Below are 16,330 nucleotides of genomic sequence, written 5' to 3' on the forward strand. Positions count from 1 at the left end.
AATGCGATGAACGATCTGTTTCTCATCGCCATCAACCTCACCCGCCGCTGCAACCTCGCCTGCGCCCACTGCTACATGGACGCAGCGACCCGCGAGGCAGGCAGCGAGGCTGAGCTGACCACCGACGAGGTGAAGGCACTGCTCGATCAGATCCGCGAGCGGGGCGACGACACCATGGTGGTACTCACCGGCGGTGAACCGTTGCTGCGCCGCGATCTGGAAGCGCTGGTCGCCCACGGCAACGGGCTCGGCCTGGCGATGGTAGTCGGCACCAACGGTGTGCTACTCAACGAAAAGCGCGTCGCCGCGCTCAAAGCGGCCGGCGCGATGGGCATGGGTATCAGCCTCGACTCCCTCGATCCAAACCACCACGACAGCTTCCGCGGCTGTCCCGGCAGCTGGGAGAAAACCCTGGCCGGCATGGAGTTCTGCCGACAGGCCGACCTGCCATTTCAGGTCCACTTTTCCGTGACCGAGCAGAACGCCGACGAGGTGCAGTCGATGATCGACTTCACCAAAGCCGCCGGCGCCCACGTGCTCAACATCTTCTTCCTGGTCTGCACCGGACGCGGTGAGTCGATGTCCGACATCACCCCACAGCGCTACGAACAGGTGTTGCAGCAGTTGGTCGAGGCACAGGACGCAAACAAGGATCTGCTGCTCCGCGCCCGCTGCGCCCCCCACTACAAACGCATCGCCTACCAGCACGATCCGGAGTCACCGCTGACCCGCGCCCAGGGCTACGAGGGCGGCGGCTGTCTGGCGGGTATCCACTACTGTCGCATCACCCCCGAAGGTGCGGTCACCGCCTGTCCCTACCTGGAGGCGGAAGAGGGCTCGATCCGCCAGGAAAGTTTCTGGCAGATCTGGGACAGATCACCAACCTTCCAGCAGCTACGCAACCCGCAGCTGCATGGCAAATGCGGCAAGTGCGAATACCAGAAGCTCTGCGGCGGCTGCCGCGCCCGCCCAGTGGCGATGGGCAACGGCCTGATGGACACCGACCCCTGGTGCGACTATCGTCCCGAAGGCGGCGGCATCATCCAGCCGCTGATCCCGCAGCTCAGCGATGAGATCCGCTGGTCACCAGAGGCGCAGCAGCGCCTCTCTCGGGTGCCCGGTTTTCTGCGCAAGATGGTGCGCAAGCGCGCCGAGACCTATGTACGGGAGCAAGGCGAAACCTTGGTCACCCCGGCACACATGGCGACCCTGGCGAAGAATCGCTTCAAGAAGGGCATGCCGGGCCGCCCCGCCAACGTCGCCTCGATTGCCGAGGCCGGCGCCAAATCGATCTCCGAGGCCCCCTCCCTACCCTGGACCGGCGAGGCCCAGGCCTATCTCGACCAGCTGCCTCCCTTCCTGCAGTCCGGCGTACAGCAGGTGGCCGAGGATGTGGCGCGCAGCGAGGGCCGGTTTGAGGTCAACATCAAACTATTACAGCGGCTTGAATCGGAAGATGCAGCCAAACGCGCTTTCCCCTGGAGTGAGGCGGCAGAGCAGCATCTTGCCGAGGCGCTGGCCGACAAGGCGCCCCAGGTAAGAATGTTTGTGCAACCCACCATGGAGGCGGCAGCAGAACGCGAGGTGAAACGCCGCCACGCCCAACAGGTGGAACTGCAGGATGTGGAGGCGGTGACCGCCACCCTGCTGGCCGGGGTCGAGTGGTCGCCAGAGGCGCTGGCGCGAGTCAAATCGGCGCCGGAATTCGTCCGCGCAGGCATCAAGAAGGCCGCCGAGTTCGGCGCCCGCCGCGATAGCCTGGCGGTGATCGGCAGCAACGACCTGACCCGCTACCGCAACCGGGCGATGATGCGGGCGGTGATGCGGATGAAGGGCATGGGCATGACATCCCTCGACTTCGACGCCTTCGCCGTCGCCAAACAACAGGTCAAACGACTGCAGGACAACCCCCAGGCGGAGCAGCGTTTCTCCAAGATCCGCGACTACGTGGAGGGCCACCAGGCACCCGACGGCAGTGGCCTCGGCACCCTCGGCCACGATCTGATCGAGCGGATGAAGCGGGAGCTGAAAGAGTGAACCAACAGAAGATCCTGATCATCGGCGGCGGCATCTCCGGTCTCTCCACCGCCCGTTGGCTGGCCGACAGCGGCGTTCCAGTGGAGCTGTGGGAGGCCGACCAGCGCCTCGGCGGCAAGATCCGCAGCCACCGGGAGTCGGGCTATCTCACGGAAAACGCTGCCGGCATCCTGATGAACTACCGCGCCGAGGTGGACCAACAGATCAACGCTGCCGGACTGAGCGAGCAAAAATGCTCCCGCGGCAGCGATATGCGCCGCTATGTGGTCCAGGGAGGCAGGCTCTGCGAGGTGCCGATGCAGGTGCCGGCACTGCTCGCCTCACCGTTGTGGAGCTGGCGCGGCAAGCTGCGCATGGCCAGCGAACTGCTGGTTGCCAGAGGCGGGGATGAGCAGGAGACAGTGAGCCAGTTTATCCGCCGTCGCTTCGGCAGCGAGATCCTCGAGAAGGTGATGGACCCCTACGTGGCCGGCACCCTCGCCTCCGATCCGGAGCAGGCCAATGCCGCCAGCGTGCTGCCGCGCATGACCGCGCTGGAGCGACGCTACGGCAGCATCACCGCCGGCATGTTGATCAATCGACTACTGCATCGGCAGCGTGCCAACCGCGCCGAAGCTTTCTCCTTCCAGGGAGGCATGGGCAAACTGGTCGAACAGCTGGCCAACCACCCACTGATCAAACGGCTGTCTGGCACCCGTGCCACCACTCTGCAACTGAGCGGCACAGGCTGGCAGGTCGGCGCCACGGACCGCAGCGGCGCGCAGCTGAGCCGCCAGGTCGATCAGCTGGTGCTCGCCACCCCCGCCGACGCTACCGCCGGGCTGCTGGATGGGCAGGATGCGAGACTCGCCCGGCTGCTGGATGCAATCGAATACGCGCCGCTGTCGGTACTCCATCTGGGCCTGGCCCGTAAACAGATCAGCCATCCGCTCGACGGCAGCGGCTTCCTCACGCCGCGCCGAGAGGGGCTGAGTTTCAACGGCAATCTCTGGATGAGTAGTCTGTTCGCGGGACGTGCCCCGAGCGGCCAGGTGCTGCTGACCAGCTACATCGGCGGGGCGCGTCATCCTGAGCGAAGCAACTGGAACGAAGCACAGGCGCTGACCTATACCCTAGCTGATCTGCGACGTTTGATCGGTCTGCGCGGCGAGCCCGATTATCTGCGGCTGGTGCACCATCCGCGCGCCCTGCCGCTCTACCACGGTGACTATCTGCAGCGCAGTCGACAGATCAGAGCGCGTGTCGAGACACTCCCCGGCCTACACCTCGTCGGCAACTATCTAGACGGTGTCTCGGTACGTGACCGAATTGTGCAAGGCAGTGTCACGGCACAGCAGATTCTCCACAGCAGCCGATCAGAGAGCGGCGCCCAGGCCTTCAGCTACCGGCCCGCCACGGTTGGCTGAAAGAGAGCAGCTCGATGAATGATCCTGTGACCCAATCCGAGCCGGCCGGCGAATTCAAACTCTGGCGGCTGATCCTAGCGGTGCTGCTGATCCTGCTCGGCATCTCGATCAGCGCCCAGTGGTATGCCCGTAACATCACTCTGCCACGTCACTGCGAGGATCCCGACCAGACCCTGCGGCTGGCGCGCCAGGTGCTGACCGAACGCACCCCCGCCGGGGAGGAGTCCCGCCGTCCCTACATTATCGCCGCCCGCATCACCTTTCTGGTGCCGCGGGAGGGTGATGAACCCCTCGATGACTACCTACAACGCCTGCGCCGGCATCTGGAGCGTGAATGCCGATAACCCCGCCACCGCGAACGCTCTCCCGGCTAAGCCTGTTTAAGGGGTTTCTGCAGGTTTTTCTACCGCTACTGGGAGTGCTGGTGGTGGTCGGAATGATGCACTACTACACGGTCTACGCCACCGAACGGAGCGGCCGGGAGTCCAGCGAGACCCTCAATGTGGGGCTGGCTCGGCGCATGATCAATGCAGATATCAGCGCGGTACTGAGCGATCTGCGCTTTCTAGTGGAGCACATCCAGCGCCAGCATGTGTTCGAGATGTCGCCACAGCAGCTGGCCCGGCTGATCGGGCTTGAGTTTCAGGTGTTCGCCGAGAAAAAACGCCTCTACGACCAGATCCGTTTCCTCGACGAGAACGGCCTGGAGGTGGTGAGGGTCAACTTCAACGGCGGTAATCCCCGCATCCTGCCCGACGAAGAGCTGCAGAATAAACGCAATCGCTACTACTTCCAGCAGGCCATTGAGCTGTCGGAGGGGGCCAGCTACATCTCACCGCTCGATCTCAATGTGGAGGGGGGGCAAATCGAGTATCCGCTCAAACCGATGATGCGCTTTGCCACCCCGATCTTCGACCGTAACGGCGTCAAACGCGGCATCATCCTGCTCAACTACCTGGGCGAGCGACTGATCCAGAATTTCACCCACGCGGCGGCCAACATCGCCGACCACACCGAGCTGGTCAACCAGGAAGGCTACTGGCTCAGCAGCCCCAACCCGGAGGACGCCTGGGGTTTCATGCTGGGCCGCAACACCACCTTTGGCAAGCGCTACCCTGCCGCCTGGCGGATCATCTCCAGCCAGCAGCAGGGGCAGTTTGCCAACCCAGAGGGGCTCTTCACCTTTCATACCGTACACCCGGTCAACAGCGCCGCCAGCAGTGATCTGCCACTGCTTGATCAGCCGCTGAAGTTCCAATCTACCAGTAGCCGGATCTGGAAGATCATCTCCCGCATCCCCCCCAGCGATATCTACTCCAGCCTGCCGGGCTTTTTAAGACAGCACCTGGCGCTCTATCTAGCGATGTTCCTGCTGATCAGTTTCGGTTCAGCGCTGCTCGCCTACTCCCATCTGAGGCACCGGCGCGCCGAGGCGCAGAGCGAATATGAGAAGCGCTTCCGCCACACCCTGGAGAACATCGAACTGGCCGCCGTCACCCTCGATCGGCAGGGGCACATCCGTTTCTGCAACAAGCACTTTCTGGGACTGACTGGCTGGAACCAGAATGAACTGGTCGGCAGCAGCTGGATCGAACGGTTTGTGCCGAAAGACGCCACCGATCAGATCACCGATGTACTCTCAGCGATGGGCGACCCCCAGGAGTTTCCCACCCTGACCGAGACCCAGGTCAAGACCCGCAACGGCGAACTGCGGCTGATCGCCTGGAACAACACCCTCTCCTACAACACCGAGGGAGAGGTGATCGGAGTCACCGGCATCGGCGAGGACATTACCGAAAAACGCCACGCCGAAGAGGAGCTGCACAAACTCTTCCAGGCGGTAGAGCAGAGCCCCAGCATCGTCATGATCACCAACCCCATGGGGGAGATCGAATACGTTAATCCCAAGTTTACCGAGGTCACCGGCTACCCCGCCGCTGAGGTGATGGGCCAGAATCCCAGCGTACTGAAGTCTGGTGAGACCTCGTCCGACGAATACCACTCCCTGTGGGATGCGATCAGTGACGGCGGTGAGTGGCGTGGTGAGTTCCACAACCGGCGCAAAAACGGCGAACTCTACTGGGAGTCGGCTGCGATCAGCGCAATCCACAACGCTGCGGGCGAAATCACCCACTATCTGGCGGTGAAGGAGGACATCACCGAGCGCAAGCGTCTCGAGGCCGAGGTGGCGGAACGCAATCGGGAGCTGGCCCACGCCCAGACTCTGGCGGCAATGGGCCGGATGGCCAGCATGATCGCCCATGATCTGCGCAATCCGCTCTCATCGGTGAAGATGACCCTGCAGATCCTCGGCAAGCAATCGGGCGACAACAGCGATGATTCGAAGGAGAGCGAGCTGCGGCAGATCGCCCTCGACCAGATCCGCTACATGGAGGAGATCCTCTCCGACATGCTGACCTACTCCCGTCCCGACGCCATCAAACCCCAATGGCTGAGCGTGGAGAAGATCATCGACACCGCCATCGGTCTGGCGCAGAAGAAGATCGACACCTTCAAGGTCGACCTGCACACCTTTTATCAGCCGGGCATGCCCACCGTTTACGCCGACCCCAACAAGCTGCGCCAGGTCTTCTCCAACCTAATCGTCAACGCCGCCCAAGCCACCTCCTGTGCAGAAAAACCCCAGATCATCATCGAGGTGATGATCGAACTCGGTCCACGTGGTACCGGCCTGCGCATCGATATCTGTGACAACGGCTGCGGTATCGACCCGAAGATTGCAGCTAAGCTGTTCGATCCCTTCTATACCTCCCGCGCCCAGGGGACCGGTCTTGGCCTGGCGATCGTCAAACGCATTATCGAACAACATAAAGGCAGCATCATGCTGCACAATAACGAACCGCAGGGCGCCTGTGCATCAATTGTCCTGCCCACTTCGTTTCAATCACCGGAGCACTCCGGAGATTCTCAGCTTGAGGAAGAGGAGAGATGAGCAAAATTCTCATTGTGGATGACGACGTCGCCAGTTGCCGTACCCTGCAACTGCACCTGCAGACCCAGGGACACCAGGTCGGGATCGCGCACAGCGTCGACGAGGGGCTGATACAGGTGCTGCACAAGGCACCTGAACTGGTGATCCTCGATATCCGCATGCCCGGCAAGTCAGGGCTCGAAGGGCTGCCCGAATTCCGACAGGCTCTGCCGACCACCCGCATCATCATGATCACCGCCTTCCACGATATGGAAAGCACCATCGAGGCGATGCAGAAGGGCGCCGACGACTACATCCACAAACCGATCGATATCGATGAGCTGGAGGCGTCGATCGACAAGCTCAACAGCGATAACAACGACGATCTGGTCAATACCGAAAAAAGCATCCAGCCGGGCGGCCACCCGCTCACCATGGTCGGCCGCAGCCGTGCCATGAAAGAGGTCTTCAAGACCATCGGGCTGGTGGCGAAGAGCCCAGCCACAGTGCTGATCACCGGCGCCTCTGGTACCGGCAAGGAGCTGGTGGCTCGCGCCATCCACCGCGCCAGCGCTTCTCCGGACGGCCCGCTTGTTGCCGTCAACTGTGCCGCACTAGTGGAGACCCTGCTCGAATCGGAGATGTTCGGTCATGAAAAGGGCGCCTTCACCGGCGCAGTCTCCCGCCAGGAGGGTAAGTTTGCACTGGCCCGCGGCGGCACCATCTTTCTCGACGAGGTCGGCGAGCTCTCCCCCTCGATGCAGGCCAAGCTGTTGCGGGTACTACAGTACAAGGAGTTCACCCCACTCGGCGCCAAGCAGCCCCAGACCACCAATGCACGGGTGATCACCGCCACCAATCTCGATCTCTCTGAGCAGGTGCAGCGCGGCAACTTCCGGGAGGATCTCTTCTACCGGCTGCAGGTGATCAACATCCATCTGCCGCCACTGCGCGAGCGCAAGGAGGATCTGATGGACCTGATCCAGACCCTGCTGGCGCGCATCAACAAAGAGTTGCGGCGCAACGTCTCGCACATCACCAAAGAGGTGCTCGACTGCCTGCAGGCCTACCATTGGCCCGGCAATGTGCGTGAACTGGAGAATCTGTTGATGAAGTGCGTGGCGCTCTCCCCCGGCGACAAACTCACCCGCGATCTGCTACCCGACTATATCTGCCGACAGGCGGAGCTGAACCCGCCCCTACCACAAGCCAGCGGCAAACCGCTGGAGCGGTGGAGTCTGGAGGAGATGGAGAAGGCCCATATCCAGCGGGTGCTTGACGCCAACAACTGGCACAAGGGGCGGGCCTGCGAGATCCTCGGCATCTCCCGCCCGCGCCTGCGGCGCATGATCAACCAGTTTGAACTGCGTTCGCCAAACGGCACCCCTATGGAGGAGGATGAGTTGCGGGAGGGCAGCAGGGCTTGAAGTAATCAGCCCAGGCGCCTCACTCCTCACGGCCAAGGCGCTGACTCAGCTCGTCGCTCTCTTTCTGCTCACTACGCGCCTCGTTCTTGCTCTCAGCAATCTGATAGCGGTCGATCGCCTTATTCAACGCCTGGGTGCGGCTGTGTTTCTCTCTCCAGTGGCTCTTTTTCGCTGTGTGCTCAGACTGACTAGCGGCAACCACCGACTCCTGCCGGCGGATCGCCTCATCCAGCTTGGCGATAAACGCGCGATACTCCTGCATCTGCGCAGCCGCAATACCGTTGCGCGCGGCCTGCTCAAAGCGCTGCAGGTAGTCCTGGTGGTAGTGGCGTAGCTGCTCCAGCTTGTTCTGCTGCTCCTGCAAGACCTTACGTGAGATACCAAGATTACGGGCCGCCACCTGCTCACGGGAGTGGGCCACTCGCTGTACCGGTTTGAGTCGCTTTGATGGAGACATGACATCCTACCTCACTACTTAAGGGGTCTCTGACCCTGGTTGCTGCTGCTCCAGCCCCGCGATCAGATCATTGTTCCCATCCTGCTCTGGAGGAAACAGCGCCGCCAAACCCTCCAGGCTCTCTTCCAGATTGACTGGGGTGTACATATCCTGACGCAGGAAATCGTTGAGTGCGGGCATCGCCGCAATTGCCATGTCGATCTGCTCATTGCTACCCGCCTCATAGGCACCGACACTGACCAGATCACGATTCTGCTGATAGAGGGAGTAGAGATGCTTAAATGATCTCGCCGCATCCTGATGACCATAACTGGTGATGTCGTTCATCGCCCGGCTGATTGAGGCCTCGATATCGATGGCCGGATAGTGCCCCGCATCCGCCAGGCGGCGCGACAGCACGATGTGTCCATCAAGGATCGCCCGCGCCGCGTCGGCGATCGGGTCGTTCTGGTCATCCCCCTCCGCCAGCACGGTGTAGAAGGCGGTGATCGAACCACTGCCGGTATCGCCGTTGCCCGCGCGCTCCACCAGTTGCGGCAGCTTGGCGAAGACCGAAGGCGGGTAGCCTTTGGTTGCCGGGGGTTCGTGGATCGCCAGAGCGATCTCCCGCTGCGCCTGGGCAAAGCGGGTCAGTGAATCCATCAACAGCAGCACATGTTTGCCCTGCTCGCGGAAGTACTCGGCGATGCTGGTGGCGAGCATCGCGCCATGCAGACGCCGCAGCGGCGGATTGTCCGCCGGCACCGCCACTACCACTGCACGCTTCATCCCCTCCTCACCGAGGATGTTCTCAACAAACTCCTTCACCTCGCGGCCGCGCTCACCGATCAGACCGACCACGGTGACATCGGCGTTGGTGTAGCGGGTCATCATGCCGAGCAGCACGCTCTTGCCAACGCCGGAACCGGCAAACAATCCGAGGCGCTGACCACGGCCAACGCTGAGCAGGGCGTTGATCGCCCGCACCCCTACGTCGAGGGGCTCGCGGATCGGCGTCCTGGCCAGCGGGTTGAAGGTCTCGCCGGTAAGCGGACGACGTTCATCGCTGCGCAGCGGCCCCTTGCCATCCAGTGGCTTGCCGGCACCGTCGATGACCCGCCCCAGCAGATGATCGCCCACCACCGCCTCACAGACCCGCCCGGTGGGGATGACCCGGGCGTCCTGCTCCAGTCCGCGGATATCGCCGGTGGGCATCAAATAGAGACTCTCCTCACCGAACCCCACCACCTCCGCCTCGATGTGTACACCACTGGCGCTGACCACCTCGCACTGGCCGCCAATCGCGGCGCGGCAACCCACTGCCTCCAGGGTCAACCCCACCATGCGGGTGAGCCGCCCCTCCACCACCAGACCACGACTGTCGCCCAGACGCTTTTCGTACTCTTTCAGGCGTTGCAACCAGATATGGGAGCGATTTTCAGCTGGGCTCTGCTGGCTCATCGGCTATCTCTCCGACTCATCCAACGAGCGGCTCCCAGCCAACAGCGGCGCAATCAGATTGGCGAGACGCGACTCCAGAGTAGCATCCACCTGGGAGGTGTCGGTGATCACCCGGCAGCCACCGCGATTGATCACCGGATCCTCGATGATATCCCAGCCCAGATCGGCCTCACCCAGAGCGTAGATCTCACGGATCAGCTCGGCATCCTCCGGGTGCAGCAGCAGCCTGACGTTGCGCGAGGAGACTGGCAGGATCGCCAGTGCTTCACGCACCACACCGACGATCTGATTCGGATCGGCACGCACCTCGCGCCGCACCAGCTGGCGCACCATCGCAATAACCAGGGTCACCAGTTCCTCCTCCACCGCTCTATCAAGTTCTCGCAACGGCTCGTCGAGCAGGCTGAGCTGCCGTTCCAGGCGCGCAATATGCTGCTTGATCTGCTCGCGCCCCTGCTGCAGCGCCTCCTTGTGACCGAACTCAAAGCCATCTTCCTTGCCCTTCTCGAAACCCTCTTCATACGCTTGCTGACGAACCGCCTCCAGCTCCTCAGCAGTGGGCGGAGCCGGCAGCTCTGCATCCTCCATCTCGACCTCATCCGCCGGGCGCTCTGGCTTGCGTTCTCCCTCCATTTCGGGAGGCAGCCAGGGCCGGATCTCATCCGTCTGCTGTTCCGGCCGCAGTTTAGACGAACTCATCACCGCCACCTCCCAGCATGATCTCACCGGCGTCGGAAAGTCGGCGTGCCACCTGCAGGATCTCCTTCTGCGCCGCCTCTACGTCACTCAGTTTGGTCGGCGCTGCCGCCTCCAGATCGTCCGCCAACATCTCTGCGGCGCGCTTCGACATATTCTTGAATATCTTCTCCTTGAGCCCCTCATCCGCTGCGCGCAGCGCCAGCAGCAGCTGTTCGGAGGCGACCTCTCGCAGCAGTGTCTGGATGCCACGATCATCCACATCGATCAGGTTGTCGAAGACGAACATATTGTCCTGCAGTTCCTGCCCCAGATCCGCATCAGCCTCCATGATCTCGTCCATTACCTGGCTCTCGACTGCACCATCGAGCAGGTTGAGAATGCTGGAGGCGGTATCTATCCCGCCCAGGTTGGAGGATTTGACGTTGGTGGCGCCAGAGAACTGCTTCTCCAGGATCTCGTCCAGCTCCTGCAACGCCTTGGGCTGGATACCGTCGAGGGTGGCGATGCGCATTATAATGTCGGTGCGGATCCGCTCGCTGAATTCCGACAACACCTCGGCGGCCTGGTCGGCCTCGAGAAACGAGAGCACGATGGCAATGATCTGTGGATGTTCCAGACGGATCAGCTCAGCGATGGAGCGCGAATCCATCCACTTAAGCTGCTCCAAACCCTTGCTGTTGCGCCCCAGCAGGATGCGGTCGATCACGCCCCCCGCCTTGTCGGCCCCCAGCGCGTTGGTCAGCATGTTGCGGATATACTCGTCGGAGCCAAGCCCAAGTGCGGTCTGCTTCTCCAGGTTGGCGACGAAGTGGCGCATCACCATCTCCATCTGATCGGTGGTGACGTTGGTTAGTCCGGCCATCGCCATGCCGACATCCTGCACCTCTTTCGGGCCCATGTGCTTGAGCAGTTCAGCAGCATCATTTTCGCCCAAGGCGAGCAACAGGATAGCTGCCCGGTTCAGGCCGCTTATATTTTCAACTTCGGCCACCTCCGCCTCGGTGACCATGGCATTCTTGTTATCGGGCATCGTCGGCTATCCACTGTTTGACCACCTGGGCGACCCGTTTTGGATCCTCTGCGATCATCTGGCGGGCGGCTTCAAGGGTCTTCTCATAGCTACCGGGGCCGGGCAGCTTGACCGCCTCCCCCCCTCCAGCTCGCCAGCGAACCCACCTTCACCCGCAAGCTCGCCTTCAAGCCCTTCGCCCGCCATACCTTCGGCGCCGATCACGCCGCCAGCAGCAACCCCTTCGCCCTCCTCATCCCCACCCTCACCAGGTTGAGCGGTGAGGCGCGTCATGGTCGGCTTGAGCACGCCGAAGATCAGCAGCAGCACCAGCAACAGCCCACTGGCCTGACGCACTGCATCCCAAAACCAGGGCTGCTCCCAGATCGGCAGTTCGGGCAGCGGCTCAGGCGGTGCTGGGACAAAGAAGGTCTCACTAATCACCCGCACGCTGTCGCCGCGGCGCGGGTTAAAACCGATCGCCTCCTTGACCAGATTGGTGATGCTGGAGATCTCCTCCGGGGTGCGCGGGATCGTCTCGATCTGCTCCTCACCCGCCTCGTTGATGCTCAGCCGCACCCGATCGTTGAGCACTAACGCCACCGACAAGCGCCGTAGCGAACCTGTCGGCAGGCGCGTGTGGCTAATAGTCTTGTCGAGTTCAAAATTGCGCGTCGCCTGCTTGCTAGTGTTGATCGGCGTGCCCTCTCCCTCGCCGCCTGCGCCGGATGCCTGCTCCGGAGAAGATCCGGCCGCCGGCGGCTGGTTGGTGAGTGCCCCCGGCACCCCCTGCTCGGCACGCAACCGGCTCACTTGTTCGTTGACCCGCTCAGAGCGCAGCGCCGCCATATCGGGATTGAAGCTCTCCTGGGTCTGCTCCACCTGACTGAAATCCAGTTCAGCAGTGACCTCGGCACGCAGGTTCTCCTTGCCCACCAGCGGCGCAACGATATCCTCGATGCGCTGTTTGAAGTGCGCCTCCAGCTCCTGAGTGTATTCAAACTGGCTGGTGGTGAGGCTCATCTGGCTGGAGTCTTCATCGCCGCTGAGCAGACGTCCCTTCTGGTCCACCACCGTGACCCGTGAGGTTTCCAACTCTGGCACTGCCGAGGCGACCAGATGCACGATCGCCTCCACCTGGCCCTTCTCTAGGGTGCGGCCGGGATAGAGTTTGATGGTGACCGAGGCGCTGGGGTATTTGCGCTGGCGGATGAACACCGACTGTTTCGGCGTCGCCAGGTGAACCCGCGCTGTCTCCACGTTGGCCAGGGTCATGATGGTACGCGTCAGCTCCCCTTCCAGGGCCCTCTGGTAGCGCGCCGCCTCCACCAGTCGGCTGGTGTTGAAACCGGTCTCCTGCTGCAGCAGCTCAAAGCCGACCGAGTCGCTGTGCGGCAAACCCTGGCCGGCAAGTTTCATCCGCGCCTGCTGCAGATCACCGCTCGGCACCATGATCAGGCCACTGGCAGGATCCACCTCGTAGTCGATGCCCGACTGCTGCAGCACCTGGGCGATCTCCGCTGCATCCTTCTGCGCCAGGTTGCCGAACAGCACGCTGTAGCTCGGCTTTTGGCTCCACAGCACCACCGCAACACCGAGTGCAACACTAGCGGCAATGCCGACCATCACCGCCAACTGGCGTAGCAGCGGGTTGTCTTGCAGCCGCCGGCTTACTTCCAGGGCCTTGCCACCCGGCTCTTCAGGATTGGTCAGTTCCATGTACTCACTCCCCCCTCAAACGGCTAGGCGGCTGTCGGGTTATGGGATTTGTAGCGAGGGGAAGCGTCACTGAGGTGAATTTTTCGTTCGTTCGAGGCGAATAGCCCGCTCTATTTAACGAGAACGAACGGAAAATTCGACCAGCAAGGCTTTTCCACAGTAAAACAGCCATAACCCAACAGCCTCCTAGATCGGCATGTTCATCACGTCCTTGTAGGCCTCGACCAGCTTATTCCGTACCTGGACCATGGCGTCGAACGAGAGGCTCGACTTCTGTACTGCGATCATCACCTGGGCCAGATCGAGATCTTTCTCGCCGGTCTCAAACGCCTGGGTCAGCGCCTTGGCCTCTTGCTGGGTCTCATTGACCTGGTCGATGGAACGCTTCAGCAGATCGCTGAAATCCGCCTGCGCGGCAGGTTTGCTCTGTTCTGCCTGGTTCTGTGCCTGGGCGCTCATCACCCGCATCTGCGCCAGAACCTGGTTGATGTCCATACTGCTCATTGCACCTTTCCCCTGATGAAATCATGCCTGCTATTGCTATGCAGTTTCCGCACCACTCTGATCATCCCGGTATCTCAACACCAGCCTCTCGCATCCTTGCGATCTTGTACCTCAATGTACGCTGGCTGATCCCCAGCCGTTCTGCCGCGAACGTGCGGCTTCCCTTACCCTCCCGCAGGGCCTCCATGATCATCTGCTCCTCTACCGAGCGCAGATCCTCCGGCAGGCGTCTACCCCCCTCTTTGCTCACCTTCGCTTCTGCTGAGTCGGGCTCCGGCGACAAACCTGCCCCAAAACTGAGATCCTCAGCCCGGATGTTCTCCCCCTGCCGCATGATCAGGGCCCGCTGTATCAGGTTGTCCAGCTCTCGCACATTACCGGGCCAGCGGTGGTTAAGCAGAAGCTGTTCTGCAGCAGGTTCAATGATGGGCATCGCCTCCCTAGGCTGCAGATGCTGGCGGATCAAATGCTTTGCCAACGGCAGGATGTCGCGCTGACGCTCCCGTAGTGGCGGCAGCAGCAGTGGGAAGACATTAAGACGGTAGAAAAGATCCTCGCGGAAGCGGCCAGCGGCGACCTCTTCGCGCAGATTGCGGTTGGTGGTGGCCAACACCCGCACATCAAGTTCGATAATGCGGCGGCCACCCAGGCGCTCCAATTCCCGCTCCTGCAGTACTCGCAGCAGTTTCGCCTGCAACGCCAGACTCATCTCGGAGATCTCATCCAGCAGCAGAGTACCACCCTGGGCCTGCTCAAACTTGCCGGCGGTGGACTGATAGGCGCCGGTGAAGGCGCCCTTTTCATAGCCAAACAGCACCGCTTCGAGCATGCTTTCAGGAATCGCGGCACAGTTGATGGCGATGAAGGGGCCGTCCCGGCGCTGCGAACTGTTGTGGATGTAGCGGGCGAAGACCTCTTTGCCGGTGCCACTCTCACCCTGCACCATCACCGTGACATCGCTGACCGCCACGCGACGTGCCAGCGCAAGCACCTCAATGCTGCGTAGATCCTCCGCCACCGGCCCACTGCCGGCGCTGGCTGAAGTATCGATGATGGTACTGGCCACCTTGTTGAGCAGCAGCTCCGCCTCGAAGGGTTTCACCAGATAGTCCACCGCACCGTCACGCATCGCATCGACCGCCTTCTCGATCGTGCCGTAGGCGGTCATCAGCAGCACCGGCAGCTCCGGATAGCTGTTCTTGATCCGCTTCAGCAGCCGGTAACCATCCATCGGCCGCATCTGCACATCGCTTACCACCATGCCGACCGGCTCCTGCTCGAGGATCTCCAGGGCAGCACCACCTTCATCTGCTGCTACGACCGGATACCCCGCCAGTTCGAGAGTATCGCTCAGCGCCTCCCGCAGAGCCGGGTCATCTTCAACGATGAGAACGGTTGACTGACTCATAGTACTGCACTCCGGTGACGGGAAATCGGCTCAACTTTGTCTGCTGCAAGCGGTCTCTCCGTTAGCTGCTCTCGCTGGCACGACTGGTAACGAGGCAACTCGATCTGGAAACGGGTGCCCGGTGCAGGTGAATCAAGCAGGTGGATCTCACCGCCATGGGCGAGAATTACGTTCTGTGCCACCGCCAATCCCAGGCCGGTACCGGCGGGACGAGTGGTGAAGAAGGGATCGAATATCTGGTGACGAACCTCCGGTGCGATACCAGAGCCGTCGTCTGAGAAGAGGATGGTCAACAGCGGGCCGCCACTGAGCCTGATACAGATAGTGCGTGCGCCGTGTTGCACCGCATTGTCGGCGAGATTCCCCAGCACCCCGAGCAACGCATCACTTCGACCAAGAATCTGGGCAGCTTCAGCATCACTATAATCCAGATGCAGGCTGACCGAAGTCTGTTGCAGCTCGCTGGCGAGGGTGGTGGTGAACCCTTTCAGTAGCTCAATAAGCGACAGTGGCTCCTCTGCGCCAGCTCCACCCCGGGCAAATAGCAGCATGTCACGGATTTGACTCTCCATGTGCTGCAACCGCGAACGCAGCTTGCCGGTAAAGCGCTCCCGCTGAGGTGACGAAAGATCATCACGCCCCAGCTGGGAGACGTAGAGCAGCGCCGAGCTGAGCGGGGTACGCAACTGATGCGCCAGCTGTGCCGACATCTCACCCATCGCCCCTAATCGCTCCTGACGATTGAGGTGCTCCTGCAGACGGCGCGTCTCACTCACATCGAGCAACACCAGGATACGGCCCGGCGAGTGTTCGAGGGCACAACTGGAGACGCTCAGCAGACGTCCGTCGCGCAACGTCCAGTCAGCCGCCGGCAGCCGCTGCGCCTCAAACGCCGCCAGCTCCAGCACCTTCCAGCTGGCACCTTTTGTGAGCCCGTCGATCAGACGCAATGCGGCCGGATTAGCCTCCACCACCCGCTCTTCGCCATCTAGCACCACCACCCCAGCTGGCAGAGTCTCCAACAGGCGACCCAGACGATCCGCCAGACGCTCCTTCTCTGCTAGCTGTGACATGCGGTCGCTGCGGGTCGCCGCCAGCTCCCGGTTCAGTTGCAGCACCTGCTCCTGCAGCTGCCGATAGGAGCCGGTCAGCTCTTCCGAGAGTTGGTTGAAGAGATTGAAGGCCGCCTCAAGGGATTCGCGGCGCTCAGGCTGTAGACTTTGGCTCGACACGGTTTTTTGTCTCTTGGTATTGCGGATTCATCCTTTGCAATACCACTAACAAAAACCGTG

General features: G+C 61.8%; 13 protein-coding genes. 5 read left to right on the forward strand and 8 right to left on the reverse strand.

Going from position 1 to position 16,330, the window contains the following annotated elements:
- Positions 1–6 precede the first annotated feature (6 nt).
- The 5 genes from L0Y14_RS10970 to L0Y14_RS10990 are packed head-to-tail and all read left to right on the forward strand — an operon-like array spanning position 7 to position 7,802.
- On the forward strand, positions 7–2,037 hold the full coding sequence (locus tag L0Y14_RS10970) for a radical SAM/SPASM domain-containing protein (RefSeq protein WP_006473898.1): 2,031 nt from the start codon (positions 7–9) through the stop codon (positions 2,035–2,037).
- Positions 2,034–3,443: a protoporphyrinogen oxidase gene (hemG, locus tag L0Y14_RS10975; RefSeq protein ID WP_006473899.1), complete on the forward strand. Its 1,410-nt coding sequence runs from the start codon at positions 2,034–2,036 to the stop codon at positions 3,441–3,443. The genes L0Y14_RS10970 and hemG overlap by 4 nt, the downstream gene beginning before the upstream one ends.
- Before the next feature lie 14 nt (positions 3,444–3,457).
- Positions 3,458–3,787 carry a hypothetical protein gene (locus tag L0Y14_RS10980; RefSeq protein ID WP_005964208.1) on the forward strand — a complete coding sequence of 110 codons (330 nt, stop codon included), beginning with the start codon at positions 3,458–3,460 and terminating at the stop codon, positions 3,785–3,787.
- On the forward strand, positions 3,778–6,396 hold the full coding sequence (locus L0Y14_RS10985) for a PAS domain S-box protein (RefSeq protein WP_005964211.1): 2,619 nt from the start codon (positions 3,778–3,780) through the stop codon (positions 6,394–6,396). Before L0Y14_RS10980 ends, L0Y14_RS10985 begins: the two co-directional genes overlap by 10 nt.
- Complete coding sequence (locus L0Y14_RS10990) at positions 6,393–7,802, forward strand: sigma-54-dependent transcriptional regulator (protein WP_040818747.1); 1,410 nt, start codon at positions 6,393–6,395, stop codon at positions 7,800–7,802. The genes L0Y14_RS10985 and L0Y14_RS10990 overlap by 4 nt, the downstream gene beginning before the upstream one ends.
- 19 nt (positions 7,803–7,821) lie before the next feature.
- Here the strand turns inward: L0Y14_RS10990 and fliJ are convergent, their stop codons facing one another.
- From fliJ to L0Y14_RS11030, 8 genes are all read right to left on the reverse strand, one after another.
- The gene (gene fliJ / locus L0Y14_RS10995; RefSeq protein ID WP_005964215.1) at positions 7,822–8,259 is read right to left on the reverse strand and encodes a flagellar export protein FliJ; all 438 of its coding nucleotides are present in this window, start codon (positions 8,257–8,259) and stop codon (positions 7,822–7,824) included.
- An 18-nt stretch (positions 8,260–8,277) separates the two neighbouring features.
- Positions 8,278–9,699, reverse strand: a complete 1,422-nt coding sequence (gene fliI, locus L0Y14_RS11000) for a flagellar protein export ATPase FliI (protein WP_006473901.1) — start codon at positions 9,697–9,699, stop codon at positions 8,278–8,280.
- A gap of 3 nt (positions 9,700–9,702) precedes the next feature.
- Complete coding sequence (locus L0Y14_RS11005) at positions 9,703–10,398, reverse strand: flagellar assembly protein FliH (RefSeq protein ID WP_006473902.1); 696 nt, start codon at positions 10,396–10,398, stop codon at positions 9,703–9,705.
- Positions 10,385–11,428: a flagellar motor switch protein FliG gene (gene fliG, locus L0Y14_RS11010; protein WP_005965013.1), complete on the reverse strand. Its 1,044-nt coding sequence runs from the start codon at positions 11,426–11,428 to the stop codon at positions 10,385–10,387. The genes L0Y14_RS11005 and fliG overlap by 14 nt, the downstream gene beginning before the upstream one ends.
- A gap of 54 nt (positions 11,429–11,482) precedes the next feature.
- A complete protein-coding gene (gene fliF, locus L0Y14_RS11015; protein WP_006473903.1) occupies positions 11,483–13,126 on the reverse strand; it encodes a flagellar basal-body MS-ring/collar protein FliF in 1,644 nt (547 codons plus the stop codon).
- A 186-nt stretch (positions 13,127–13,312) separates the two neighbouring features.
- A complete protein-coding gene (gene fliE / locus L0Y14_RS11020) occupies positions 13,313–13,630 on the reverse strand; it encodes a flagellar hook-basal body complex protein FliE (protein ID WP_040818749.1) in 318 nt (105 codons plus the stop codon).
- A 61-nt stretch (positions 13,631–13,691) separates the two neighbouring features.
- Positions 13,692–15,038, reverse strand: coding sequence for a sigma-54-dependent transcriptional regulator (locus tag L0Y14_RS11025; RefSeq protein ID WP_006473905.1), 1,347 nt, complete (start codon positions 15,036–15,038; stop codon positions 13,692–13,694).
- Entirely contained in the window at positions 15,035–16,270 is a 1,236-nt protein-coding gene (locus tag L0Y14_RS11030; RefSeq protein WP_006473906.1) for a sensor histidine kinase, read from the reverse strand. The genes L0Y14_RS11025 and L0Y14_RS11030 overlap by 4 nt, the downstream gene beginning before the upstream one ends.
- Between the last annotated feature and the right edge of the window lie 60 nt (positions 16,271–16,330).

It is taken from the genome of Candidatus Endoriftia persephonae (assembly GCF_023733635.1).
GTDB lineage: Bacteria > Pseudomonadota > Gammaproteobacteria > Chromatiales > Chromatiaceae > Endoriftia > Endoriftia persephonae.

Bases quoted from the DNA above. Each gene is read 5' to 3' on its own strand.
- fliJ (WP_005964215.1), bottom strand. From the start codon at position 8,259: ATGTCTCCATCAAAGCGACTCAAACCGGTACAGCGAGTGGCCCACTCC.
- L0Y14_RS11025 (WP_006473905.1), bottom strand. From the start codon at position 15,038: ATGAGTCAGTCAACCGTTCTCATCGTTGAAGATGACCCGGCTCTGCGG.
- L0Y14_RS10990 (WP_040818747.1), top strand. From the start codon at position 6,393: ATGAGCAAAATTCTCATTGTGGATGACGACGTCGCCAGTTGCCGTACC.
- fliF (WP_006473903.1), bottom strand. From the start codon at position 13,126: ATGGAACTGACCAATCCTGAAGAGCCGGGTGGCAAGGCCCTGGAAGTA.
- fliI (WP_006473901.1), bottom strand. From the start codon at position 9,699: ATGAGCCAGCAGAGCCCAGCTGAAAATCGCTCCCATATCTGGTTGCAA.
- L0Y14_RS10970 (WP_006473898.1), top strand. From the start codon at position 7: ATGAACGATCTGTTTCTCATCGCCATCAACCTCACCCGCCGCTGCAAC.
- L0Y14_RS10985 (WP_005964211.1), top strand. From the start codon at position 3,778: ATGCCGATAACCCCGCCACCGCGAACGCTCTCCCGGCTAAGCCTGTTT.
- L0Y14_RS10980 (WP_005964208.1), top strand. From the start codon at position 3,458: ATGAATGATCCTGTGACCCAATCCGAGCCGGCCGGCGAATTCAAACTC.
- fliG (WP_005965013.1), bottom strand. From the start codon at position 11,428: ATGCCCGATAACAAGAATGCCATGGTCACCGAGGCGGAGGTGGCCGAA.
- fliE (WP_040818749.1), bottom strand. From the start codon at position 13,630: ATGAGCAGTATGGACATCAACCAGGTTCTGGCGCAGATGCGGGTGATG.
- L0Y14_RS11005 (WP_006473902.1), bottom strand. From the start codon at position 10,398: ATGAGTTCGTCTAAACTGCGGCCGGAACAGCAGACGGATGAGATCCGG.